The organism is Gordonia sp. DT218, from assembly GCF_049847105.1.
GTDB lineage: Bacteria > Actinomycetota > Actinomycetes > Mycobacteriales > Mycobacteriaceae > Gordonia.
Genome location: NZ_JBNCNS010000001.1, coordinates 775,816 through 800,042, shown reverse-complemented (window position 1 = coordinate 800,042; position 24,227 = coordinate 775,816). Strand labels below are relative to the sequence as shown.

The following is a 24,227-nucleotide window of genomic DNA, read 5'->3' as shown; positions in this document are numbered from 1 at the left end:
CCGGCACCTCGGGTCTTAGCCGAACTCTACCGGGCGTGCGTCTCCGGGCGTTCGCTCCCGGCGCCCGAGGGCTTATCGGACCACGGTCCGGCCAATTCACCCTGCGTTCATCTGGTGTCGGTGATCAGTCCACCAGCCCCGCCTAGCGTCATTTCGGACACTCCGGAGTGCCGGAGTCATCGATCGAAAGGCTCGTGTAACGGTGAAGATCAATCGGAACGGTGCGTTGGCGGCGGTATCGACCATTGCGATGGTCGCGCTGGTCGGCGCATGCAGTAGTGGCGGGGACACCAAGACGATCAGCGGCGAGGGTTCGACTGCCCAGCAGAAGGCCATGGAGCACTTCGGCGACGTGTTGACCGACAACGGCGACATCGTGATGGACTACACGGGCAGCGGCTCGGGAGACGGCATCAAGAAGTTCATCGCCGGCGACGTCGACTTCGCGGGTTCGGATTCGGCGCTCAAGCCCGAAGAGGTCGCGTCGGCGAAGGAACGCTGCAACGGCAACGACGCGTGGCACATCCCGCTGGTCGCCGGTCCGGTGGCGGTCGCCTACAACGTGGAGGGCGTCGACAACCTCAAGCTCAACCCGACGGTGCTGGCCGGCATCTTCGATTCCAAGATCACCAAGTGGAACGATCCCGCGATCGCGGCCCTGAACCCCGGCGTCGCCCTCCCGGCCGAGAACATCGTCCCGGTGCACCGCAGCGACAGTTCCGGCACCACCGACAACTTCCAGCAGTTCCTGCAGGCATCGGCACCGCAGGCCTGGCCGTACGAGCACAGCAAGGAGTTCCAGGGCAAGGGCGGCTCGGCCGCGGCCAAGTCGACCGGCGTCGGCGACACCGTGAAGAAGACCCCGGGCTCGATCACCTATGTCGAGTGGGGCTTCGCGACCGAGAACAAGCTGGGTGTGGCCCAGATCGACTTCGGTGCGGGACCGGTCGCGTTGAACGCCGACTCGGCCGGCAAGGCCCTGGATTCGGTGAAGTTCAAGTCCCCGGGCAGCAAGGACCTCGTGGTGGACAGCGACGCGCTCTTCGCGTCGAAGACGGCGGGCGCATACCCGCTGATGCTGACCACCTATGAGATCGTGTGCTCGACCGGCTACTCCGACGAGAACATCAGCTCGACTCTCAAGGAGGCCTTCACCACTGCCCTGAACAAGGGTCAGGACGGCTTGGCCGACCTCGGCTACGTACCGCTGCCCGACGCCTACAAGGCGACAGTGCAGGGGACCGTCGACAGTCTGGGCGGCAGCTCGGGCGGTCAGAATTCCTGAGTCTCACATCACCACAGTCGCGGGGCCGGAGCGTTTGCGGCCCCGCGACCGCGGTTGAGACACTAGGCCGATCCACTATCCGGGAAGTGGCGCGATGACCAGAGCAGAACCAGAAGGACGCATGACCTCACTCAGCCAGAATCAGGGCGAGCACGCCGAGGGTGGTCCGCTGGGCACATCGCCTGCGCCGGATCTCCCGCCCGAGGCACAGCCCAGTGATCTCAAGACCGCCAAGCGCAGCAGGCTCGGTGACCAGATCTTCCGCACGCTGTCGGTGGGCTCGGGTGTCCTGGTCTCGGTCGTCATCGCCCTGATCGCGATCTTTTTACTGGCACAGGCGATTCCGTCGCTTGCCAAGAACACCGCCAACTTCTTCACCTATCAGGGCGAGTGGATCACCACCGGGACCGAGCTGAAGTTCGGCATCCCGCAGCTCTTCTATGCCACTGTCGTGGTCTCGCTGATCGCGTTGCTGCTCGCCATGCCTGTGGCTTTGGGCATCTCGATCTTCGTGACGGAGTACGCGCCGAAGCGTTTCGTCGGGCCCATCACCTACACCGTCGATCTGCTCGCCGCGATCCCGTCGATCGTCTACGGCTTGTGGGGCATCCTCGTCCTCGGACCCGCGCTGGTCCCGGTCAACAACTGGCTTGTGGGCAACCTCGGTTTTCTCCCGTTCTTCCAGCAGCCGACCCAGGTCGCGAACATGTCGACCGGTGGCACCATGCTCACCGCAGGCATCGTGCTCGGGATCATGATCCTGCCGATCATCACCGCGGTCACCCGCGAGGTGTTCATGCAGACGCCGACGGCCCACCGCGAAGCCGCCCTCGCGCTCGGTGCGACCAAGTGGGAGGTCGTGAAGGTCGCGGTGCTCCCGTTCGGGTTCTCCGGCTACATCAGCGGCGGCATGCTCGGGCTGGGGCGCGCGCTCGGCGAGACGATGGCTCTGCTGCTGATCATCTCGACGGCCGGGCCGATCGACTTCAACCTGATGGAGAGCGGCGAGACCTTCGCGACCAAGATCGCCAACAATGCGGCCGAGTTCGACTCACCGTCGAAGACCGGCGCCTACATCTCGGCCGGCCTGACCCTGTTCGTGCTGACGTTCGTCGTCAACGCCGCCGCCCGCACGGTCGTCTCCCGGAGGAATAAGTGACATGACAGCGACAATTGATTCGCGGCCGAGCGGACCTGTCAAGAGGCGCCCGTCCGGATTCCAGCCGGTGGCCACCCGGCGCAAGATCGTCAACCAGTCGACGCGGGTCCTGGTGTCGGTGGCATTGCTGATCGCACTGGTACCGCTCATATGGCTGGTCGTGACGCTCATCGCACGCGGGATCGAACCGATCCTCGACCCGCAATGGTGGTTCTCCGCCGAGCGCCGGGGCGGGGTCGCCAATGCGATCGTCGGCACCCTCATCCAGACCGCGCTGGCCGCGGTGATCTCGATCCCGCTCGGCATCTTCGTCGCGATCTACCTCGTCGAATACAGCAACGGCAAGTCGGTCCTCGCGCGCACCACGACCTTCATGGTCGACATCCTGTCCGGTGTCCCGTCGATCGTGGCCGCGCTCTTCATCTACGCCGTCTGGCGTACCTCGTTCGGGCTGCCTCGGATGGGTTTCGTGGTGTCGCTCGCGTTGGTGCTGTTGATGGTGCCGTTGGTGGTCCGTGCGACCGAGGAAATGCTGAAGATCGTCCCGCAGGATCTGCGAGAGGCGTCCTACGCGCTGGGCATCCCCAAGTGGAAGACCATCGCGCGAGTGGTCCTCCCGACGGCGTTGTCGGGCATCGTGACCGGCGTGATGCTGGCCATCGCGCGTGTGATGGGCGAATCCGCCCCGGTGCTGATCCTGGTGGGATCGACACGGGCGATGAACTGGGATCCGTTCGCCGGCAACCAGGAATCGCTACCACTGATGATGGTGCAGCAGTACAACAACGGTCCTGGAGCACTCGACAAGGTGTGGGGAGCGGCGCTCACCCTGGTCATCCTGGTCGCGATCGTGTACTTCGGCGCCAAGGCAGTGGCGAAGTTGTTCGCCCCCAAGACCTCCTGACCCTTCGAGAACCCCGTCGCTCGCCTTCGAGGAGCGGACGGACCTCCACCGCGAGAACGGATAGAGACAATGGCCAAGCGCCTCGACATCAAAGACCTGAACATCTATTACGGCGCATTCCACGCGGTGAAGGACGTGACGCTGGAGGTGCCGCCGCGCTGCATCACCGCCTTCATCGGCCCGTCGGGCTGTGGCAAGTCCACGGTGCTGCGCACGCTCAATCGCATGCACGAGGTGACACCCGGCGCCTACGCAACGGGCAATGTCCTCCTCGACAGCGAGGACATCTACGCCAAGGGCGTCGACCCGGTGAGCGTGCGCGCCACCATCGGCATGGTCTTCCAGCGGCCGAACCCGTTTCCCACCATGTCGATTCGCGACAACGTGGTGGCCGGCCTGAAGCTCCAGGGCGTGCGGAACAAGGCCCAGCTCGAAGAGGTCGCCGAGCGCAGCCTGCGCGGCGCCAATCTCTGGGACGAGGTGAAGGACCGGCTCGACAAGCCCGGTGGTGGCCTGTCCGGCGGTCAGCAGCAGCGACTGTGCATCGCGCGCGCGATCGCAGTGTCGCCGGACGTGCTGCTCATGGACGAACCGTGCTCGGCGCTCGACCCCATCTCGACGCTGGCGATCGAGGACTTGATGGGTGAGCTCAAGAAGGAATACACGATCGTCATCGTGACCCACAACATGCAGCAGGCGGCGCGGGTCAGCGATCAGACCGCGTTCTTCAACCTGGAGGGCATCGGTCAGCCGGGGCAGCTCGTCGAGCTGAACGACACCGAGACGATGTTCTCCAGCCCGTTCAAGCAGGAGACCGAGGATTACATCTCGGGCCGCTTCGGCTGAGCCGGAGAAGTCTTGAGGCATCTGCGCCGGGGTGGTCGTTCATCGACTCCCGGCGCAGTGCGTTGCCGGCTCGGTGCGGTGCTGTGAGGGGCGCCCTTCGTGACACTTCGCTGGCGCTTCGTTCCTCAGGGACCGCCGTGGCGAGCGCTGCGCCCTGAGGAGCGAGCCTGCGAGCGTCTCGAAGGGTCTCGAAGCTCACATGTTCAGCAGCAACACGATCAACGCGACGATCAGAACGAGGGTGAACCCCAGATAGCTCAGGATCTGGCGGCGGTGAGCGGCGGCTGCCTGCTCGTCGTCGGTGAGTGTGTGCTCAGCCGCTGCACTCCCGGCACCCAGACCGTAGAGGGGCATGTCGCGCGTCGCGTTCTCGGTAGTGAACATGGGCCCGCTCGCTGCGCTCCCGGCGCCCGGACTGAATGTGGGCCCGCTCGCTGCGCTCCCGGCGCCCGGACTGAATGTGGGCCCGCTCGCTGCGCTCCCGGCGCCCGGGTCGAAGTCTCGTTCCGCAGAGGGATGCTGAGCCATGTCGCCACCCTAACGCCGGGGCGACGGGGCCACGAAATCCGGTGCAGCACCAGGTGAGCGCCATCTCATCGCAGAAAAAACGCGGTCCGGATCGCATCCGGACCGCGCGAGGGACGTGCGTCCCGAGTCGTCGAGACCCGGGGACGCGGTTCCGACGATTGGTCAGGAGACCTCGAGGAACTGTTCCGGTGTCTGCCCGGTGGCCTGGAACACGACCCGGCGCCCGATGAGCACCGCGTGGTCGGCGAACCGCTCGTAGTACCGGCCGAGCAGGGTGACGTCGACGGCGGCGGCCACCCCGTGGCTCCACTCCCGGTCCATCAGCACCGTGAACAGGTGCCGGTGCAGATCGTCCATGGCATCGTCGTCTTCTTGCAGACGGACTGCTTCCTCCGGGTTCTGTGTGGTCAGGACCTCTCGCGCGGTCTCCGCGAGTTGCACCGCGAGCCGGCCCATCTCGGCAAAGTAGCCGTTGACCTCCTCGGGCAGCGCCTTGGCCGGGTGGCGACGGCGCGCAACCTTCGCCACGTGCAGGGCGAGTGCCCCCATCCGGTCGACGTCCGCCGCGATCTGGAATCCGCTGACGATTCCGCGCAGATCACCGGCCACCGGAGCCTGTCGGGCGAGCAGCGCGAACGCCTGCTCCTCGGCGCGGACCGACAACTCGTTCATCCGGTCGTTGTCGGTGATCACTTCCTCGGCGACGGCCAGCTCGGCCTGCAGCAGGGCCTGGGTGGCGCGCGCCATGGTCGCGCCGGCGAGGTCACACATCTCGCCCAAGATCGAATTGAGCACCTCAAGCTGCTCGTGGTACGCGGTACGCATAGCGTCCAGGATACTTGGTCACTCGACCGATACCCTGCCAGTGCGGATGAACACACCATGAACGGCCGGTGCATGCCCGATTTGACCCCTTTTTTGCAGGTCAGGAGCAGGTCGTGTCGCCCGCGTTGGTCACCGCAAGATCGTTCGGCAGGCCCGACGACGCCGACAGCTCCGGCAGTTGCTGGGCCGAGATGGTGCTACCGGTGGCGGGGGTCGAGTCCAGGGATCCGTCGAAGTTCGAACCCAGGATCACTTCGACGCCCGACTTCACGTTCGGGTCCTGCTGGATCGTCGCGCCTGGGAACATCTTGGCCAGGGTGGCCGCCGAATCCTGCTCGCCCGCGCCATAGCGGATGACGGTCTCGTCGCGGTTCTCCGAGGCGTCGGCGACACCGCGGACGTCGAATCCCTGGGACACGAGCTGGTCGGAGACCTCCGACGCCACGCCGCTGCGGTCGGTCCCGTTGAGGACTCGGACGCCCACGTTGCCGGGGCTCTGCGCGGTCGCGTTCAGCTTGGTCGGTGCGGCCTCACTCGAGGGTGCGGCCGAACTGCTCGAGGCCGTCTTGCTGGCGGAACTCGAGGCCTTCTTCTTCGCCTTCTCACCGGGCAGCGGGTCGTCATCGATGATCGAGTTGAAGATCGCGTTGATGGCGTCGGTCCGCGGGATCTCGTTGTTGAGACCGTCCGTCGTGGTACCCGAGGTCGGGATGGTCAGGAAGGTGACCCGTCCGGCCTCGATTCCCTGCATCGATTCGGCCAGATTGAGCAGTGACTTGGTGTCGACACCGTCCACGAAGCTGTACTGGATGAAGGTGTTGACGATGCTGTTCAGCTTGTTCGGGTTCGACAACACGTTGCCGGACAGTGTGGAACGCAGCAGTGACGACATGAACAGCTGTTGCCGCTTGATCCGGCCGTAGTCGCCGGTGCCCTCGGACGCGATGTTCCGAGCGCGGACATAGTTCAGAGCGCGTCGCCCGGTGAGCTTCTGAGGTCCGGCTTTCCGGATGATCTGGCCAAGCTCGTAGTCGTACAGGGGTGCTGTGGAACAGACCTGGACACCGCCGACGGATTTGACGACCTTCTCGAATCCGTAGAAGTCCATCGCGATGAAATGGTTGATGTTCAGGCCGCTCATCTGGGTGATCGCCTGAACCAGACATTTCGGTCCGCCGTTGGCGTAGAGACTGTTGAGCTTCACTCCGGTCTCGGCCGGTATCGGATCTCCGTAGGTGCCCGCGCTGTTGTCCCATTGCTGGCATTCGGGACGGTCCACCTGCAGGTCGCGGGGGAACGAGACGGCGACCACACGGCTGCGGTTGGCCGGCACATTGACCAGGATGACGGTATCCGAACGCGCGCCTTCGGCGTCGGCGGTGGTACCTGCGCCCACCTTGCTGTTCTGCCCGGATCGGGTGTCGGTGCCCACGATGAGATAGTTCTCGTCGCCGTACTGGGCATCCTTCTTGCGGATGTTCGCATCGTTCGGGTTCACCGCGTTGATGGTTTTCCAGTTGCCGTCCCACGATTGCAGGTAGCCCCAGACGAAGCCGGTGCCGACCAGGGCCATCACGCAGGCGACCGCGACCATGACACGGCCCGTGACGGTGACGTTTCGGGTGAGGTTGCGGCGCCGATCCTTCGGTCCGGGATGCCGGAACGGACGCGACCGTGGCGGGATGGTGTCAGAGAGGTCGGGAGTCGGCTGCAACGGCCGGGCGCGGCTGCCCTGCCCGCGCGACTCCTCGGTGACCCGTTCGCGGGTCGCGTCGTCCGAGAGATCGACGTCGACATCGGGGGCGTCGGGGCGGATGGTCGGGATCTTCTGGGTCACATCGTTCGCGTTGGGGACCTCGTCGAGGTTCCCGAATCGATGGACCGTGGTCGGATTCTCGTCGGCGGGTGGCTGTGGCTCCGGCGAACGCTTTCGGGACTGTCCCGGCTGTGCCGGTCCGGACGTCTGCGCGTCGGTCCCGGCCGCGTTCATCTGCTCCATCAGCTCACGCACGGTGAGCCGGGTGCGTCCGCGGACGTAGCGATCGGTGCCGCGTGGCTCGTGGAGGGCGCCGTGGGAAGGGCCACCGTTCACCGGTGGGTCGCCGAACATCTCCTTGAAGTCGTTGGCACCACCGGAGCGACCAGCCCGCCGACCACGACGAGGCGTGGTGCCTTCGTCGGACGGCTCGTCCGGTCCCGATGACTTACGACTCAACTGACATTCCCCTTGAACCCCGACCTTCCAGTGCCACCGCCGATGGGCTGGTACGGCGCACCATGACATGGTCCCGCCCACGCGAGACCTCGAGTCATATTACTGATTGCACCTGAGAACATGTCTCAGCTACCGCGTGGCGGGTTGCATTTCCGTATTCAGCCGCCCGAATGCATGATCTCGGCGCCGTCGGGAACGATGTCCTCGTCCGGGTCGTCGAGCCAGCCGTCGGGTAGCGCGACCTTCGCAGGCGATCCCTGCCGACCGCGAGGCCCATGTCCGTCCGCTGGGAATTCGGCGTCGGCGGGCAGCGTGCCGACGAGTTCGCGCAGCTCATCGAGGGTGTTCACCAGCGCCAGTCGATTGCGGAGATCGGAGCCGGCCGGGAAACCGCGCAGATACCAGGCGACATGTTTACGGATCTCGCGCATGCCCTTGCCCTCGCCATGATGTGCGGCGAGCAATTCACCGTGCCGGACGATGATCTGCGACACTTCGCCGAGATTCGGGGCGGCGGGCGCCGCGAATCCGTTCAATTCGGCTGCGAGTTCGGCGAACAGCCACGGCCGTCCGAGGCAGCCGCGGCCGATCACCACGCCGTCGCAGCCGGTGTGCCGCATCATCTCGACGGCATCGACCGGTTCGAAGATGTCGCCGTTGCCGAGTACCGGAACCTCGGTCACGTGCTCCTTGAGCCGGGCGATCTCATCCCAAGCGGCGGTTCCCGAATAGCGCTGCGAAGCGGTGCGCGCATGCAGGGCGACGGCCTGCGCGCCCTCGGCGGCCGCGATGCGTCCGGCGTCGAGATGCGTGTGGTGCTCGTCGTCGATACCGATCCGGAACTTCACCGTCACCGGGATCGACGTGCCCTCGGTGGCACGCACCGCGGCTGCGACGATCCGCCGGAACAGGTTGCGCTTGTAGGGAATTGCCGATCCGCCACCTTTGCGCGTGACCTTGGGGACCGGGCAGCCGAAGTTCATGTCGATGTGGTCGGCGAGATTCTCGTCGACGATCATCTTGGCCGCCGCGTAGGTGTTCTCCGGGTCCACGGTGTACAGCTGCATCGACCGTGGCGACTCGTCCGGTCCGAACGTCGTCATGTGCATCGTGACCGGGTGACGTTCCACCAGCGCGCGGGCGGTGACCATCTCGCACACGTAGAGCCCCGACACCGTGCCGGTGCGGGCGAGTTCGAGCTCGCGGCACAGGGTGCGGAAGGCGACGTTGGTGACGCCGGCCATCGGGGCGAGAACCACCGGGCTCGCCAGCTCGATGGAGCCGATTCTCAGCGCAGCGCCGTTCCCTGACGCGCCGTCCTGAGGAGCGACCCCGCGAACCGCGAAGGGCGACGCCGAACCGGCGCCCTCGGAGGTCGAGGGCGCCGGTCCTTCGTGACGCTCGCGAGCTCGCTCCTCAGGAAGCACTCGGACCGTCTGTGCGGTGCTCAGGATGCCTGCTGCTCCCGCTTCTTGGCCTCGCGGGCGAGCGAACGGTCGCGCATCTCCTCGAAGCGGATGGTGTCCTTCTGGAGCTGCTCGAGGAAGGCGCTGAGCTCCTCGCGGGTCTTCTCGCCCTCTGGTGTGAAGTCCTCACGCTCGAAGATCTTCCACTTACGGAGAACCGGCATGATGACCTCTTCGAGGTGCTGACGCAGGTCGTAGATGCCGTGCTTGGCCATCAGCACACCGTGGCGACGGAAGTTCGGCATACCGGCGCCCGGCATCTGGAAGTTGGTGACGATATCGGTCACCGCACGCAACGTCTGGTCGGGCGAGATGTCCATACCCGCACCGCAGATGTTGCGGTAGAAGATCATGTGCAGGTTCTCGTCGGCGGCGATGCGCTGCAGCATCTTGTCGGCGATCGGGTCGTTGCAGGCCTTGCCGGTGTTGCGGTGGCTGACGCGGGTGGCCAGCTCCTGGAAGGTCACATACGCGACCGAGTGCAGGATGCCCAGTTCGTCGGCGTATTCCTCGAGCTCCTCGGTGCGTCCGGCGGCGGCGAGCATCGGGTCGTAGCCGTTGGTCATGTGGATCATCCGCGCCTCTTCGAGGGCGACGGGATCGACACCGCGGGTCACCACGAGGTAGTCGCGCATGGCGATGCCGTGCCGGTTCTCCTCGGCGGTCCAGCGTCCCACCCAGTGGCCCCACGCCGAATCCATCGAGAAGTTGTCGGCGATGACCCGGTGGTAGGACGGCAGGTTGTCCTCGGTGAGGAGGTTGGTGATCATCGCGGCCTTGGCGACCTCGTCGAGCTGCGACTGCTCGGGGTCGTAGTCGACTCCGCCGAGCGCTGCGAAGTTCTTGCCGTCATCCCACGGCACGTAGTCGTGCGGGTTCCAGTTCTTGGCGATCTTGAGGTGCCGGTTGACGTTGTCCTCGGCAACCGGTGCCAGCTCCTTGAGCAGTTCAAGCTGGGTCAGAACGCGTGCCATTCTTTCCTCCGAACGGTGGTGGTCCGTATGTCATGCCTGTCAGTGGTGAGCTCGGCGCGGGACTGACATGGTGGTCAGTGGTTCAGGATACGACACCTGCCGACCCGACCCAAGTCCGTACTTACGGAATCGTAACCATGGGCGTTCGCCGTTACGTTCATCTCACGTGTCGTCGATCACGATCGTTTTCGACGACAACTCTCACGTACCGCTCGATCATCGCCGATCGGGGCACGTCTTCCCCCTGCGTGACGCGGATTCACGGCCGATTCGCAGGCCCCCTACGTGCCGTTACGCAAATCATCCGAGGCCGAGGCGTCATCGACGCCGCGCGAACATCACCCCGATGGTGTCCATCCACCGGGCCGCGTCATCGTCAAGGGTACCCAGTTCGGCCGATTTCTCGCACCATTTCATCGCCGCCTGGCCGAACTCCATCGGGTTGTAGACGTCCTCCTCCCGACTCCACAGCCCGTTGCCGGCGTAGGTCAGGATGGTGATGTTGGTCGCGGTGATCAGGGTTCCGTCGCCCGGATCGCGCATCGGGTTGTCGACCTCGCAGATCACCCGGCCGGTCGGCGCGTCCACCACGTGCCAGAGCGAGGGGTACCCGGTCATGTGGCTGCCGGGGAAGGCGGTCATCGTCTTCCAGATCCAGGCCCGGATCTCCTCGCGGCCGGACATCGTGCCGAGGGCGTGTTCGACGTAGTCGGCGTCTTCGGTGAACAGTTCGGCGAACCGGTCCCAATCACGGGTCACGGCGATCTCGGCGACAGTTCGCTGGAATTGGCCGAAGGCCTCATCGAGTTCGGAATGCGTGAATGTGCTCATCGAGGCCTGAGCGTACTAGAACTTGTTCTAGAAATTCCGTCGATCAGTGATGGAACCCGTGGGTGGCGTGTGGCGTCGGCATCGGCGTGTCGAGGCTGTCCAGGTATTCCACCGAACTGCGCAGGTCGCGCATCAACAGGTCTGCCAAGTCATGCGACAGGCCGTTGCGCACCACGATCCGTTGCACCCACTGATCGGCGAGATTGTCGGGTAGCGGGTAGGCGGGCACCTGCCAGCCGCGTTCGCGCAACTGAGTGGACAGGTGATGCAGGTTCCAGTTGTCGGAGTGTCCCGGTGCGAGTTGCCAGGCGAAGACCGGGATGTCGCTGCCATCGCTGCGCAGCACGAACTGGTCCATCGCGCCGATCTGGGACGACAGCGACATCGCGACGTCCTGGCAGTTCTGCTGGACTGCGCGGTAGCCCTCGAAGCCGAGCCGGAGGAATTGGTAGTACTGCAGCAACACCTGGGCGCCCGGCCGGGAGAAGTTGATGGCGAAGGTGGGCATGTCGCCGCCGAGATAGCTGACCCGGAACACGAGGCTCTCGGGGAGCAACGATGCGTCCCGCCAGACCACCCAGCCGATGCCGGGGTACACGAGGCCGTATTTGTGGCCGGACATGTTGATCGACGCGACCCGGTCGACGCGGAAGTCCCATTCGAGATCGGGCTGCAGGAACGGGGCGATTGCCCCACCGGAGGCCGCATCCACGTGGATGGGGATGTCGAGGCCGGTGTTCGCCTGGATCTCGTCGAGGGCGGCGGCGATCGCGGTGACCGGCTCGTACGCGCCGGTGTAGGTGACGCCCATGATCGGTACGACGCCGATGGTGTTCTCGTCGACGTAGGACGCGAGGTCGTGGCCGTCGAGGAGGGGATGCTCCTCGGAGATCGGTACATACCGGGCTTCGATCTCGAAGAAGTTGCAGAACTTCTCCCAGCACACCTGGACCGCCGACGACATGATCAGGTTCGGGGTGCCGACGGGTTTGCCCTCCGCCTTGCGGCGTTCGGCCCAGCGGCGTTTGAGCGCCATGCCGCCGAGCATGGCCGCCTCCGACGAACCGATGGTCGACGTGCCGATCGCCTTGGTCGCATCCGGCGCATTCCAGAGATTGGCAAGCATTGTCCAGCAACGGGTTTCGATCGCAGCGGTCTGCGGGTACTCGTCTTTGTCGATCATGTTCTTGTCGGCCGACTCGAGATACAGCCGATTGGCGTGATCGTCCATCCAGGTCCCCACGAAGGTGGCCAGGTTCTGGCGCGCGTTGCCGTCGAGCATGGCCTCGTCGTGGACGATCTGATAGGCGGTCTCCGGCAACGATTCGGTCTCGGGAAGTGTGAAGCGTGGGAACTCGGTGGCTTCGCCACTGCGGGTGAACAGCGGGTTCGCCGAGACCGGAAGGTCGGCGACGTCGTTGCGATCGACTTTCAGGTGATGTTCCATCGGCTCAACGTACGCCGAATCGATGCCTGACCGGCTCATCCTTCGGGCATGATTGTGCAAGCGCGCGCGGGCTGTTCATCCGTGCGCGCATGATGGTCGGTGACGGGGTCAGTAGTGACGTCGGTAGCGCAAGGGGTGATGGGTGCATGCAACGTCTCAGCGGGCTCGATGCGTCGTTTCTCTATCTCGAGACGAGGTCGCAGCTCATGCACGTCATCGGTCTCATCGAGATCGATCCGAGCACGATGCCGGGTGGTTACAGTTTCGTCAAGCTGCGCGACGAGCTCGAGCGGCGCATCGGAGCGATGCCCAATTTCCGTCGCAAACTGGATAATTCGCTGCTGAACATCGACCATCCGGTCTGGATCGAGGACGAGGACTTCGACATCGAACGTCACGTCCACCGTGTCGCGGTGCCCGCCCCGGGCGGTGAGGAGCAGGTGGCCGAGCTGTGCGCCCACCTCGCCGGCCAGACCCTCGACCGCGGCAAGCCGTTGTGGGAGTTGTGGGTCATCGAGGGACTCGCACAGGGCAAGGTCGCCGCGATGCTCCGCATGCACCATGCCGGGGTCGACGGGGTGACCAGCGCGGACCTCCTCGCCGAACTCTGCACCATGACGCCTGAGGCACCCGATCTCGATGCGGACAAGATGAAGGAGACCGCAGGCGGATCGTCGCGGACGACGATGGCGTTGACGGGGGCGGTCAATTACTTCGTCCAGCGCCCGATCGCGATGGCCAAACTCCTCCCGGAGACCGTCGGGGTGCCGATCGAATGGTTCCGCCGCACCCGGGCGAAGACCGCGATGCCGGTTCCGTTCCAGGCGCCGCGTACCCGCTTCAACGCGCCGATCACACCGCATCGCTCACTCGCGGTCACTCAGCTCTCCCTCGACGACGTCAAACGGGTCAAGAACCGTTTCGGCGTGAAGATCAACGACGTCGTGCTCGCCATCACCGGCGGTGCGATGCGCAGTTATCTCGAACAGCACGACGAGCTCCCGGAGCAACCGCTCGTCGCCATGGTGCCGGTGTCGGTGCACGGAGCGGACGAGAGCGCGCTGGTGACCGGTGGCACCAACAAGGTCACCGGCATGTTCACGCTGTTGCCGTCGAATCTCGACGACCCGGTCGAGAGGGTCGAGCAGGCATCGGAGATGGCTCGCAAGTCGAAAGAGCATCACGCCGACATCGACGCCAACATCCTTCGGGCGTGGGCACAGTTCGCCCCCGGGACCACCATGTCGACGGTGATGAAGCTCTACGGCGATCGCGGACTCTCGCTGGCACATCCGCCGGTGTTCAACGTCCTGGTCTCCAATGTCGCGGGCCCCGACTTCCCGCTCTACTTCCTCGGCTCGCGGGTCACCGCGGTCTATCCGCTCGGGCCGATCTTCCACGGGCTCGGACTGAACATCACCGTCTTCTCCGCCGACGGCCATCTCAATGTCGGCATCCTCGCCTGCACCGATCAGGCCCCGGATGTCCAGGCGATCGCCCGTGCCTTCGACGAGCAGCTCAAGCAGTTGCTCGAGCGGTGCGACTGATCTACCTCACCGGCCGGGAGGTCGGCTCACAGGCTGTCGAGCCAGGCACGTGAGCTCGCGTCGGACGGCGACCGCCAGTCACCGCGCGGCGACAATGACCCACCGGAACCGATCTTCGGGCCGTTGGGCATCGCGGTGCGCTTGAACTGATTGCTCATGAACCGCTTGAGGAAGACGATGAGCCATCGCTCGATGGTTGTCGGGTCGTACTCGTTGCGGCGCTGGGTGATGATCATCTCCGACCACGCGCCCCGTTCGCGGTCGCCCCAGGCCTGTGCCGCCAGGTAGGCGATCTTCGCCGGGCGATAACCGAATCGGGTCAGGTAGTACAGGAAGAAGTCGTGCAGTTCGTACGGTCCGACCGTGTCCTCGGTGCTCTGGATCGCGCCGTCGTCACCTGCCGGAACCAACTCGGGGGAGATCACGTCGTCGAGGATCTCGGCGAGGGTGTCGGTGGTCTCCTGCGTGTAGGCGCTGGTCGTGATCATCCACCGGATGAGGTGCTGGATCAGGGTTTTCGGCACCGACGAGTTGACGTTGTAGTGCGACATCTGGTCGCCGACACCGTAGGTGCACCAGCCCAGCGCGAGTTCGGAGAGATCACCGGTGCCGAGCACGATGGCGCCGTGGTGATTGGCCAGCCGGAACAGGTGCGATGTCCGCTCACCGGCCTGGACGTTCTCGAACGTGACGTCGTAGACCTTCTCACCGCGGGAGTACGGGTGCCCGAGGTCGGCGAGCATCTGTTCACACGACGGCCGGATGTCGAGTTCCGTGCCGCTGACCCCGAGCGAGTCCATCAGCACGTGGGCGCGCCGCAATGTCGCGGTGCCGGTGGCGAATCCGGGCATCGTGTAGGCGAGGATGTTCTGCCGCGGCAGCCCGAGGCGATCGAAGGTGTCGACGGCGACCAAGAGCGCCAAGGTGGAGTCGAGTCCGCCGGAGACGCCGATGACGATCTTCTCGATCCCGGTGGCGCGCAGCCGCGCCGCCAGGCCCTGCACCTGGATGTTCCCGACCTCCCGGCAGCGGAAGTCGCGATCGGCCGAATCGGCAGGGACGAACGGGAATCGCGGCACCTCACGGCGCAGCGTGTCGTCGACCTCTTCGGTGGCCCCGAGTCGGAAGCGGATGCGGCGCAGCGGTTTCAGGTCGCCGGCGTAGTCGCCCACCTGATCGCGCAGGCTGATCATCCGCATCCGCTCCTGCCGGAGCCGGTCGAGATCGATGTCGGCGGTGATGCGCTGATCGGTCATCGAGAACTGTTCCGTGCGGGCCAGGAGCGTACCGTTCTCCGAGATCAGCGCGTCGCCGTCCCAGGCGAGGTCGGTGGTGGACTCGCCGAATCCCGCGGCCACATAGACGTGGGCAGCGACGCATCGGGCGGAATGGCTGGTGCACAGCGACTTCCGGTACGACTCCTTGCCGACGGTGACCGGGCTGCCGGATAGGTTGGCCAAGACCGTCGCACCCGCCAATGCCGCCCAGGTGCTCGGCGGGATCGGCACCCACCCGTCCTCGCAGATCTCCAGATGCACGGCGAAGCCAGGAAGGTCGTCGGCCTCGAAGATGAGATCCGGACCGAACGGTACCTCCGCGCCCATCACCGTGGCGGTGGTGACGGCGGCGTCGCGAGCAGCGGAGAAGTACCGCTGCTCGTAGAACTCCCGGTAATTCGGCAGATACGACTTCGGGACAACGCCGAGGACCGCCCCGTCGTGGACGACGGCTGCGCAGTTGTAGAGACCGTCGCCGACCACCAGGGGCAGGCCGACGGCGATCAGTGGGCGTAACCCCGTGCTCGCCTCGACCACTGTCTGCAGGCCGTCCAGGCATGCGTCCAGTACGGCGTCCTGCTGGACGAGGTCGTCGATGCTGTACCCACACAGCCCGAGTTCGGGGAACACCACCAGCGCGGCGCCGTCATCGGCAGCGGCGCGGAGTGCATCGACCGTTCGTTCGGCATTGCGCGCCGGGTCGGCGATGGAGACGGTCGGAACCGCCCCGCTCACCCGCGCGAATCCGTGCTCGTAGACTGACACACCCCGAGCCTAATGGGTCAGAGGCCGAGGTCTTTCGCGATGATCGTCTTCATCACCTCATTGGTGCCCCCGTAGATGCGCGAGACCCGGGTGTCGGCATACAGTCGGGCGATCGGGTATTCGACGATGTAGCCGTATCCGCCGTGCAACTGCAGGCATTTGTCGATGACACGTCCGGCTGTCTCGGTTGCGAACAGCTTGGCCCGCGCCGCATCCGGCACGGAGAGTTCGCCTGCGTTGTGCAGTTCGAGGGCGCGGTCGACCAGATGCCGGATCGCCTCGACCTCGGCCGAGCATTCCGCCAGGACGAATTTCGTGTTCTGGAACGACGCCACTGGGCGACCGAAGACATCACGGTCCTTGGTGTAGTCGAGCGCGTGCTGCACGGCTGCGGCCGCGGTTGCCGCGGCGCCGATGGCGATGGTGAGCCGCTCCTGCGCGAGATTGTGCGTGAGGTACGAGAAGCCCGCACCCTCCTCACCGAGGCGGTCCTCCACGGGCACCTTCACCGAGCTGAACGACAGTTCGGCGGTGTCGGAGGCCTTGAGTCCGATCTTCTCGAGTTTGCGTCCGACGGCGTAACCCTCGGAGGTGGTGTCGACGACGAGGATCGACAGCCCGGCCCGGCGGTTCTCGCTGTCGAACGGCGACGTCCGGCACACCACCAGGACCCGGTCCGCGAGTGCGCCGCCGGTGATGAACGTCTTCGCACCGTCGAGGATGTAGTGGCTGCCGTCCTCGGACAGCTTTGCGGTGGTGGAGATGTTCGCGAGGTCCGATCCGGTGCCCGGCTCGGTCATCGCGATCGCGAACATGATGTCGCCGGAGCAGAATCCGGGAATCCAGCGATGCTTCTGGTCGTCGGTCGCGTGCTCCATCAGGTAGGGCAGGATGAGGTTGCTGTGCACGGAGTAGCTGCCGAAGGTGACCCCGGCGGCCGACGTCTCCTCGGCGATCACCATCGAATAGGTGAAGTCTGCGACGCCGCCACCGCCGTATTCCTCCGGTGCCTCGATGCCGAGCACGCCGAGATCGCCGAGCCGGTTGTAGAACTCGCGCGGCGGGTGTCCCTGCTTCTCCCACTCGTGGTACTTGGGTGCCACTTCCTTGGCGATGAACTCACGGATGGTCTTACGAAAGGCCTCGTGGTCGTCGGTGAAGATGCTGCGCTGCACGTGTTCTCCCCTTTACTTCTCGCGGTATTCGCGGAGTAGTCCTTTGCTGATGATCTGTTTCTGGATTTCGCTGGTGCCTTCGCCGATCAGCAGAAAGGGTGCTTCGCGCATCAGGCGTTCGATCTCGAATTCGGTGGAGTAGCCGTAGCCGCCGTGGATGCGGAACGAAGCCTGGGTGACCTCGGCGCAGTATTCGCTGCACAAGTATTTGGCCATGCCGGCCGCGACGTCGTTGCGTTCGCCGGAGTCTTTGAGGCGGGCGGCGTTGACCATCATCAGATGCGCGGCCTCGACCTTGGTGGCCATCTCGGCGAGGCTGAAGGCGATCGCTTGATGCTCGGCGATCGGTTTACCGAAGGTAGAACGTTGCTGGGCGTACCGTACGGCCAACTCGAAGGCCCGTTGGGCGATCCCACAGGCACGCGCGGACACATTGACCCGACCCACCTCGACGCCGTCCATCATGTGGGCGAATCCCTTGCCCGGGTCACCGCCGAGGATATCGGCGGCCTGCGCCTGGTAGTCGTCGAAGATGAGTTCGGTGGTGTCGATGCCCTTGTAGCCCATCTTGTCCAGCTTTTTCGGGATGGTCAGCCCGGGTAGCACCTCCCCGAAGCCGGCCGGCTTCTCGATCAGGAACGTGGTCAGATTCTTGTGCGGTTTCTCCTGTCCCTCGTCGGTACGCACCAGCGCGGCGACCAGGGTGGAGGTGGCACCGTTGGTCAGCCACATCTTCTGACCACTGATCGCATAACCGCCGCCTTCACCGGTGCGTGTGGCGGTCGTGGTGATCGCGGCGACATCGGAACCGAGTGCGGGCTCCGACATGGAGAACGCGCCACGCACGTCACCGGTGGCCATGCGTGGCAGGAAGCGCTGTTTCTGCTCGTCGGTGCCGTGCTGACGGATCATGTAGGCGACGATGAAATGAGTGTTGATCACCCCCGACACACTCATCCAGCCCCGGGCGAGTTCTTCCACACACAGTGCGTAGGTGAGCAGTGATTCGCCGAGGCCCCCGTACTCCTCGGGGATCATCAACCCGAACAATCCCATCTGAGCCATACCATCCACAATCTGCTGCGGATAGGCATCTGCATGCTCGAGCTCTTGGGCGACCGGAATGATCTCCTTGTCCACAAACCGGCGAACATTCGCCACGATCTCAGACTGGATCTCGGTCAATCCCAGGGTTTGTGCGAGGCGGGTCATCTGACCTCTTCTTCAGTCGGCGGGTTCTTGTCGTCTGGGCGCTCGGCGGTGGCCGAGGCACACCGGTGAACCCTCTCAGCATGCCTGCCGCTCGTGCTCGACGGAACAACATGATCGGCTATCGATGGGTTAGCGGGAGCCAATGATGCGTGGCGTGGGGTACGAACTGCCGACTCATCGACAGTGACAGTCCCACCTCTCGCCGATCTCCCCTTCTGCACTGCGAAGGAGTCCCGGCGCCGACCACCACAGTCGATCCGGACGCTGCGATCCAGCACTTTCCGGTGGCGACGGTGTTGGTGTGCGCGGTGATCGCATTCGTCCTGGTCGATCCCGTACGTGACGAGGCGCTGGTCCGGCGAGGCCGGGTGGTCAGCAACGGCCCGCCCATAGGTTGGGGCTATCCGACCGTGAGCGTGAACCGACTTGTCATCCACCCTGCTTCATGGTCGATTCAAGTGGGGCCCGATGACCTCACCACAGCCATCCGATTCACCGTCAGTAGAAGGAAGTCCCATGCGTGATGCAGTGATCGTCGACGCCGTCCGCACGCCGATCGGACGCCGTCGCGGCGCCCTGTCGGGAATCCATCCCGCCGACCTGTCGGCGCACGTACTCGAGGCCCTCGTCGAACGGACCGGCATCGACCCGTCGGTGATCGATGACGTGGTCTGGGGTTGCGTGAGTCAGACGTCCGAGCAGGCCACCAACATCGCCCGGACCGCCGTCCTCGCCGCCGGATGGCCCGAATCGGTGCCCGGTACCACGGTCAGCCGCGCCTGCGGGTCGAGCCAGCAGGCGGTCAGCATGGCTGCGGCGGCAGTGATCTCCGGTCAGCAGGACGTCGTGGTCGCCGGTGGCGTCGAGTCGATGAGTCGGGTGCCGATGGGGAGTGCGGCGCCCAACGGCGAGAATCAGCCGGCCACCGTGCTCGACCGATACGGCGTGGACCGCTTCAGCCAGGGGGTCGGGGCCGAGATGATGGCCGAGAAGTGGGCGCTGAGTCGTACCGCCCTCGACGAGTTCTCCCTACGGTCCCATGAGCTCGCCGCGACCGCTGCCGACAACGGTGCCTTCGACGGACAGCTCGCCCCCATCACGGGGGTCCTCGAAGGTGACGAGGGAATCCGCCGTGGGGGCACGCTGGAATCGATGAGCACTCTCAAGCCGGCCTTCAAAGACGACGGGGTCATCCACGCGGGCAACGCCTCCCAGATCTCAGATGGTTCCGGCGCGCTGCTCGTGATGGGCGACGACACGGCGAAGGAACTGGGCCTCTCACCGATCGCACGGGTGCACACGGCGGTGGTCGCCGGCGACGACCCGGTCATGATGCTCACCGGCCCCATCGCCGCGACCGCGAAGGCACTCGAGCGTTCGGGCCTCTCGATCGCGGACATCGGCGCTTTCGAGATCAACGAGGCGTTCGCCCCGGTCCCGCTCGCGTGGCAGATCGAGACCGGCGCGGATCCGGTGCGGGTCAATCCGCTCGGTGGTGCCATCGCCGTCGGCCACCCACTGGGCGGTTCGGGAGCGATCCTGATGACGAGGCTGATCCATCACATGCGCGACAACGGAATCCGGTACGGCTTGCAGTCGATGTGCGAGGCAGGCGGCATGGCCAACGCGACCATCGTCGAACTCGTCTGAACACCTAAGGAACACAATGGAACTCAAAGGTCAATCCTTCGCCGTCACCGGTGGCGCATCGGGATTGGGACTGGCCACGGCGAACCGCATCGCCGATGCCGGCGGGCAGGTCACGTTGATCGATCTGCCCACCTCCGACGGCGCAGCCGTCGCCGACGAACTCGGACCGGCGGCGAGCTTCGCCGCGGCCGACATCACCGATCGTGAGCAGTTCGCCGCCGCGCTCGACATCGCAGACGAGCGCGGCGGTCTGCGGGGGCTGGTGCACTGTGCGGGCGCCGGACGGCGGATGCGTGTGCTGGACAAGGAAGGCAAGGCGGGGTCGGTCGAGGACTTCGAGTTCGTGATCAAGCTGAACCTCGTCGGCTCGTTCAATGCCTTGTCGCTGGGTGCCGAGCGGATGGCGCGGCTCGACGAACTCGATGGTGAGCGCGGCTGCATTGTGCTCACGGCCTCGGTGGCCGCCTTCGAAGGGCAGATCGGTCAGATCAACTACAGCGCCTCGAAGGCCGGCATCGTCGGCATGACGATCGTCGGGGCGCGCGATCTGGCGAGCAAGCTCATCCGGGTCAACACGATCGCCCCGGGCACGATGGACACCCCGCTGCTGGCCCGGCTGCGCGACGACGTCCGCGCGTCGCTGGCGGCCGGCATCCCGAATCCGTCTCGCCTGGGCAAGCCGTCGGAGTTCGGACAACTCGCGGTCTCGATCTTGGAGAACAGCTACCTCAACGGCGAGACGATCCGCCTCGACGGTGCGATCCGGATGGCACCGCGATGAGCGAGGCGTCGGCAACGGCCGCAGACCGGTCCACCGAATGTCACGGGTCCACCGCACTTCACTATCCCGACGTCCCGGTGGCTGCACTGCCGCCGAGCATGGCGCGGATGTACGGCGGTCGGGCAGCTGTGGTCGACGGCGACCGGGTGGTGAGCTATGACGAACTCGATGTGGAAACCAGTCGTGTCGCCGCGGCATTACGGGCCTCCGGGGTCGGCGACCGTGACGTGGTCTTGCTGCATCTTGCCAACAGCATCGAGTTCGTCGTCGCGTACTACGGCTCCCTGCGCGCCGGTGCCACGGTCACCCTCGTCAATCCGCTCCAACCGGTGCCCGGATTGCGGGCGCAGCTCGCGGAAACCGGCGCGGTGGCCGCCTTCACGGGAGCCGAGCAACTCGAACGTCTGCTCGACGCGGCCCGCGCGACACGCCTGCTCGCCGTGGTGCTGGCCGAGGCCGACGCTTCGTCGGCACCCGTTGGGGTGGTGACGCTCGCGGAGTTCACCGCGGGCCACTCCGTCGCCCCGATCACCTCGGTGACTTCCGCCGACGTCGCGCACCTCGCTTTCACGGGCGGCACCACCGGAGTCTCCAAGGGCGTTCAGGTGTTGCACCGCAATGTGATCGGAAACGTCACCCAGATGATCGGGTGGCGTGCCGGGCACGCGGTGATGGAGGGCGACGACGGGTACGTCCAGCTCCGATCGCGAGGTGGAGAGAGCCGGGGAGTGGTCCCCGGCGCCGCCGCCACGGTCGTGGTGTCGCCACTTTTCCACGCGCATGCCCTCATCAACATGTCCTTCCTGCTGCTCTGTGGCGCCACTCAGGTGCTGGCGGGCAGGTTTGACGCGTCGAAGATGCTCGAACTGATCGAACGCCATCGCGCGACCTACATCACCGGCAGTCCGGCGATGTGGCACGCGTTGGCCACCCACCCAGACGTCGGAATCCGTGACCTGTCGTCGGTTCGGGTGGTGTCATCGGGCGCCGCGCCCATCGACCGCGTGACGCTCGACCTGCTGCAGGCGGCATTCCCCTCGGGAGCGGTCGTGGAGGGCTACGGACTCACCGAGGCAACCTGCTTGGTCTCGTCGGCACCGTTGACGAGTGACGGTCAATACCGGCTCGGCAGTGTGGGTTTGCCGACGTTTGACACCATGGTCGAGATCCGTTCGGTCGATGACCCGCACACCATACTGTCGGCGGGAGAACGTGGTGAGCTGTGGGTCCGTGGGCCCCAGGTCACTGCCGGCTACCTGAATCACCCCGAGATCACTGCCGCCCAGTATCTCGACGGATGGCTCGACACCGGGGACATCGCCTACTGCGACGACGATGGCTACCTCTACATCTGTGACCGCGCCAAGGACATGCTGATCTACAAGGGCTACAACGTCTATCCGCGCGAGCTCGAGGAGATACTCGTCACCCATCCGGATGTCGCTTCCGCGGCCGTGGTCGGTCGTGAGGCGGGCAGCGTCGGCCAGGAACCGGTCGCGTTCATCGTGCCCAAGGACGGCCACGTGGTCGACGAGGAACTCGTCCGCGGTTTCGTCGCCGAGCGGGTGTTGCCGTACAAGAAGATCCGCGACGTCATCCTCGTGGACTCCCTGCCGACATCGGCGGCGGGCAAGATCCAGAAGGTGGCATTGCGCGAGCGGCTCGCACCCACGGCCCGCTGATCGAGCGGCATCGGTTGCCACTCGATCAGCGGCGGCCCTGCATGTTTCACACTGTGGAGTTGTCAAGGAACGGTTGCGGTGTTCGCCGCTGATCGGGTAGGTCTGCCGGATTGGCGTTGCCGGTGTCGAGTGTGCTTGAGGACGGAGCCTTTTCAGGCGGCAGTCGGTAGGTTGTCGACGGTCATGGTGCGCCGATTGTGGGCGGGTATGGGTTGTCGTCGTGGGTCGAGGGTGGCCGGTGGGATGAGCCAGGGATGTTTGTCGAGGCCGATGGTGACGGCCCAGCCGTTGTGGTGGACGTCGGCGTGACATGACGGGCAGAGTAGACAGCCGTTGGCCACGGTGGTCTCGCCGTCGTCGGCCCAGTGCACGATGTGGTGGGCCTGGGTGCGGGCGGCCGGTGCACCGCATTTGATGCAGCAGCGATCACGGATATAGAGCGCCTTGCGCATCGCGGCGGTGAACAGTCGCTTGTCGCGGCTGATGTCGAGGGGAACCTTCTCACCATCGACGATGACAGTGGTGACGGTGGCATCGCACGTCAGTTGCGCCAGGGTGGCTTCGGTGACCGATCCCATGAACTGCAACGATGCCTGGATCGGTGCCTCGGCGGGCACCGTGATCAGTACCTGGGTACGTGGTGCCGAGGCGGTGTCGCCGCCGCGGGAGGCGATGTCCAACAACGCTTCGAGCGCATCCGCCTGCCGGCGTTCGATCGAGCGGGCGTCGGCGGAGCCGTCGGGTTCGGGCCGCGGAGCGCCGAGTTCTTCCATCGCGGCCCGAAACTTCTCACCGACCTCGGTGTCGAGGTCGGCGCGCACTTGCAGACGGCCACCGCTGTCGGCAGCTTGGGTGAGGGCATTGATCGAACGGTCCTCGGCGGCCGGCAACCCACCGTCGGTGGTGGCGGCGAGCTCGTTGCCGATCACCCTGGCGCGGGCGGTGATCTCGGCGGGAGTCGCACCGGAGAAGAACTGGCCGAGCAGATCGGTCACCTGCCCGTGCCGGGTGTCATCATCGAGAGGCTCGGGTGATCGCTTCGCGATGTGGCCGATTCCTGTGACGATCGCATCGATGTGCTCGGCAGAGACCGCGCCGTCGGCAGCATGGGCATGCGCGGTCGGCAGGGAGGTCATCGAGGCCGCGATCCGGATCAGTCGCGTGGCGACGATGGGCGCGAATCCCATGACGATCAACAACTCTCGGAGTTTACGTCCGTGGTTCTCGGGGACGCCGAGCCGTTCGAGGTGACCGGTGAGTATGGACGCGTGATGGTCGATCAGATTTCGCAGCGTCAGAATTGTGCGCATCGCCTCGAACGTGGCGGGGCCGGACATGTCGTCGGCGAATGCGACATCGCGTAGCGAGTCGGCGATGGTGGGTAGCTCCACCGTGGTGGTCATGTGCAGCCTCTCAGAGAATTCGGATGCGGTTGCAGGGCATCGTCATCGTTGTCTCTGGTCGATCAGAACTGGGTGTTCTGTGGTCGACCGGCTGTCATCATTTCGGCTTGGTGGAATTAGACTATCGGTGGGTACCGACAAGATCGGCGGGGGACGTGAGTTCTGTCCAGATGGTCGGGATCACGAGATGGTCGAGCGTCTGCCGCCACGTCGGCCGATAAGGGAGGTTCACCGTGGTGGTCATGTGCAGCCTCT

The 24,227-nt window shown here is 65.3% G+C and carries 19 protein-coding genes; 8 read left to right on the top strand and 11 right to left on the bottom strand.

The window, feature by feature from the left end; all coding sequences use genetic code 11:
• Positions 1 to 202 precede the first annotated feature (202 nt).
• The 4 genes from pstS to pstB all read left to right on the top strand — a co-directional run bounded on the left by pstS (position 203) and on the right by pstB (position 4,194).
• Entirely contained in the window at positions 203 to 1,285 is a 1,083-nt protein-coding gene (pstS, locus tag ACPXCG_RS03695; protein WP_425789176.1) for a phosphate ABC transporter substrate-binding protein PstS, read from the top strand.
• 121 nt (positions 1,286 to 1,406) lie between these two features.
• Positions 1,407 to 2,444, top strand: a complete 1,038-nt coding sequence (gene pstC / locus ACPXCG_RS03690) for a phosphate ABC transporter permease subunit PstC (RefSeq protein ID WP_425789175.1) — start codon at positions 1,407 to 1,409, stop codon at positions 2,442 to 2,444.
• A 1-nt stretch (position 2,445) separates the two neighbouring features.
• A complete protein-coding gene (gene pstA / locus ACPXCG_RS03685; protein WP_425789173.1) occupies positions 2,446 to 3,348 on the top strand; it encodes a phosphate ABC transporter permease PstA in 903 nt (300 codons plus the stop codon).
• Positions 3,349 to 3,417: 69 nt separating this feature from the next.
• Positions 3,418 to 4,194 (top strand): phosphate ABC transporter ATP-binding protein PstB, encoded by a 777-nt coding sequence (pstB, locus tag ACPXCG_RS03680; RefSeq protein WP_425789171.1) that lies wholly within the window; start codon positions 3,418 to 3,420, stop codon positions 4,192 to 4,194.
• Positions 4,195 to 4,389: 195 nt separating this feature from the next.
• On the opposite strand, the gene ACPXCG_RS03675 is transcribed toward pstB, so the two are convergent.
• The 7 genes from ACPXCG_RS03675 to ACPXCG_RS03645 all read right to left on the bottom strand — a co-directional run bounded on the left by ACPXCG_RS03675 (position 4,390) and on the right by ACPXCG_RS03645 (position 12,480).
• A complete protein-coding gene (locus tag ACPXCG_RS03675) occupies positions 4,390 to 4,722 on the bottom strand; it encodes a hypothetical protein (RefSeq protein ID WP_425789169.1) in 333 nt (110 codons plus the stop codon).
• A gap of 162 nt (positions 4,723 to 4,884) precedes the next feature.
• A complete protein-coding gene (gene phoU / locus ACPXCG_RS03670; protein WP_425789167.1) occupies positions 4,885 to 5,547 on the bottom strand; it encodes a phosphate signaling complex protein PhoU in 663 nt (220 codons plus the stop codon).
• A gap of 100 nt (positions 5,548 to 5,647) precedes the next feature.
• Positions 5,648 to 7,762 carry an LCP family protein gene (locus ACPXCG_RS03665; RefSeq protein WP_425789165.1) on the bottom strand — a complete coding sequence of 705 codons (2,115 nt, stop codon included), beginning with the start codon at positions 7,760 to 7,762 and terminating at the stop codon, positions 5,648 to 5,650.
• Positions 7,763 to 7,920: 158 nt separating this feature from the next.
• On the bottom strand, positions 7,921 to 9,054 hold the full coding sequence (gene dusB, locus ACPXCG_RS03660; protein WP_425790479.1) for a tRNA dihydrouridine synthase DusB: 1,134 nt from the start codon (positions 9,052 to 9,054) through the stop codon (positions 7,921 to 7,923).
• A 155-nt stretch (positions 9,055 to 9,209) separates the two neighbouring features.
• Positions 9,210 to 10,202, bottom strand: coding sequence for an acyl-ACP desaturase (locus tag ACPXCG_RS03655; protein WP_425789163.1), 993 nt, complete (start codon positions 10,200 to 10,202; stop codon positions 9,210 to 9,212).
• Positions 10,203 to 10,520: 318 nt separating this feature from the next.
• Positions 10,521 to 11,033 carry a nuclear transport factor 2 family protein gene (locus tag ACPXCG_RS03650; protein ID WP_425789161.1) on the bottom strand — a complete coding sequence of 171 codons (513 nt, stop codon included), beginning with the start codon at positions 11,031 to 11,033 and terminating at the stop codon, positions 10,521 to 10,523.
• Between the two features lie 43 nt (positions 11,034 to 11,076).
• Complete coding sequence (locus tag ACPXCG_RS03645; protein ID WP_425789159.1) at positions 11,077 to 12,480, bottom strand: glutamate decarboxylase; 1,404 nt, start codon at positions 12,478 to 12,480, stop codon at positions 11,077 to 11,079.
• 146 nt (positions 12,481 to 12,626) lie between these two features.
• Here ACPXCG_RS03645 and ACPXCG_RS03640 point away from each other — a divergent pair, with 146 nt between their 5' ends.
• A complete protein-coding gene (locus tag ACPXCG_RS03640; protein WP_425789158.1) occupies positions 12,627 to 14,027 on the top strand; it encodes a WS/DGAT/MGAT family O-acyltransferase in 1,401 nt (466 codons plus the stop codon).
• Between the two features lie 26 nt (positions 14,028 to 14,053).
• Here the strand turns inward: ACPXCG_RS03640 and ACPXCG_RS03635 are convergent, their stop codons facing one another.
• From ACPXCG_RS03635 to ACPXCG_RS03625, 3 genes are read right to left on the bottom strand one after another with little or no spacing between them, the layout of a single operon-like run.
• Positions 14,054 to 16,069: an NAD(+) synthase gene (locus tag ACPXCG_RS03635; RefSeq protein ID WP_425789156.1), complete on the bottom strand. Its 2,016-nt coding sequence runs from the start codon at positions 16,067 to 16,069 to the stop codon at positions 14,054 to 14,056.
• 17 nt (positions 16,070 to 16,086) lie between these two features.
• Positions 16,087 to 17,244, bottom strand: a complete 1,158-nt coding sequence (locus ACPXCG_RS03630; protein WP_425789154.1) for an acyl-CoA dehydrogenase family protein — start codon at positions 17,242 to 17,244, stop codon at positions 16,087 to 16,089.
• A gap of 12 nt (positions 17,245 to 17,256) precedes the next feature.
• Positions 17,257 to 18,456 (bottom strand): acyl-CoA dehydrogenase family protein, encoded by a 1,200-nt coding sequence (locus ACPXCG_RS03625; protein ID WP_425789152.1) that lies wholly within the window; start codon positions 18,454 to 18,456, stop codon positions 17,257 to 17,259.
• A 516-nt stretch (positions 18,457 to 18,972) separates the two neighbouring features.
• Between ACPXCG_RS03625 and ACPXCG_RS03620 the strand changes: the two genes are divergently transcribed.
• From ACPXCG_RS03620 to ACPXCG_RS03610, 3 genes are read left to right on the top strand one after another with little or no spacing between them, the layout of a single operon-like run.
• Positions 18,973 to 20,106, top strand: coding sequence for a thiolase family protein (locus tag ACPXCG_RS03620; protein ID WP_425789151.1), 1,134 nt, complete (start codon positions 18,973 to 18,975; stop codon positions 20,104 to 20,106).
• A gap of 16 nt (positions 20,107 to 20,122) precedes the next feature.
• On the top strand, positions 20,123 to 20,887 hold the full coding sequence (locus ACPXCG_RS03615; protein WP_425789149.1) for an SDR family NAD(P)-dependent oxidoreductase: 765 nt from the start codon (positions 20,123 to 20,125) through the stop codon (positions 20,885 to 20,887).
• A complete protein-coding gene (locus ACPXCG_RS03610; protein ID WP_425789147.1) occupies positions 20,884 to 22,569 on the top strand; it encodes a class I adenylate-forming enzyme family protein in 1,686 nt (561 codons plus the stop codon). Before ACPXCG_RS03615 ends, ACPXCG_RS03610 begins: the two co-directional genes overlap by 4 nt.
• A gap of 152 nt (positions 22,570 to 22,721) precedes the next feature.
• Here ACPXCG_RS03610 and ACPXCG_RS03605 read toward each other — a convergent pair whose 3' ends face one another.
• Positions 22,722 to 23,972, bottom strand: a complete 1,251-nt coding sequence (locus ACPXCG_RS03605; RefSeq protein ID WP_425789145.1) for a DUF222 domain-containing protein — start codon at positions 23,970 to 23,972, stop codon at positions 22,722 to 22,724.
• Between the last annotated feature and the right edge of the window lie 255 nt (positions 23,973 to 24,227).

Excerpts from the sequence above, each read along its gene's own strand:
- pstC (WP_425789175.1), top strand. The coding sequence starts at position 1,407 with ATGACCTCACTCAGCCAGAATCAGGGCGAGCACGCCGAGGGTGGTCCG.
- pstA (WP_425789173.1), top strand. The coding sequence starts at position 2,446 with ATGACAGCGACAATTGATTCGCGGCCGAGCGGACCTGTCAAGAGGCGC.
- pstB (WP_425789171.1), top strand. The coding sequence starts at position 3,418 with ATGGCCAAGCGCCTCGACATCAAAGACCTGAACATCTATTACGGCGCA.
- ACPXCG_RS03675 (WP_425789169.1), bottom strand. The coding sequence starts at position 4,722 with ATGGCTCAGCATCCCTCTGCGGAACGAGACTTCGACCCGGGCGCCGGG.
- phoU (WP_425789167.1), bottom strand. The coding sequence starts at position 5,547 with ATGCGTACCGCGTACCACGAGCAGCTTGAGGTGCTCAATTCGATCTTG.
- ACPXCG_RS03655 (WP_425789163.1), bottom strand. The coding sequence starts at position 10,202 with ATGGCACGCGTTCTGACCCAGCTTGAACTGCTCAAGGAGCTGGCACCG.
- ACPXCG_RS03650 (WP_425789161.1), bottom strand. The coding sequence starts at position 11,033 with ATGAGCACATTCACGCATTCCGAACTCGATGAGGCCTTCGGCCAATTC.
- ACPXCG_RS03645 (WP_425789159.1), bottom strand. The coding sequence starts at position 12,480 with ATGGAACATCACCTGAAAGTCGATCGCAACGACGTCGCCGACCTTCCG.
- ACPXCG_RS03640 (WP_425789158.1), top strand. The coding sequence starts at position 12,627 with ATGCAACGTCTCAGCGGGCTCGATGCGTCGTTTCTCTATCTCGAGACG.
- ACPXCG_RS03625 (WP_425789152.1), bottom strand. The coding sequence starts at position 18,456 with ATGACCCGCCTCGCACAAACCCTGGGATTGACCGAGATCCAGTCTGAG.
- ACPXCG_RS03620 (WP_425789151.1), top strand. The coding sequence starts at position 18,973 with ATGCGTGATGCAGTGATCGTCGACGCCGTCCGCACGCCGATCGGACGC.
- ACPXCG_RS03615 (WP_425789149.1), top strand. The coding sequence starts at position 20,123 with ATGGAACTCAAAGGTCAATCCTTCGCCGTCACCGGTGGCGCATCGGGA.
- ACPXCG_RS03610 (WP_425789147.1), top strand. The coding sequence starts at position 20,884 with ATGAGCGAGGCGTCGGCAACGGCCGCAGACCGGTCCACCGAATGTCAC.
- ACPXCG_RS03605 (WP_425789145.1), bottom strand. The coding sequence starts at position 23,972 with ATGACCACCACGGTGGAGCTACCCACCATCGCCGACTCGCTACGCGAT.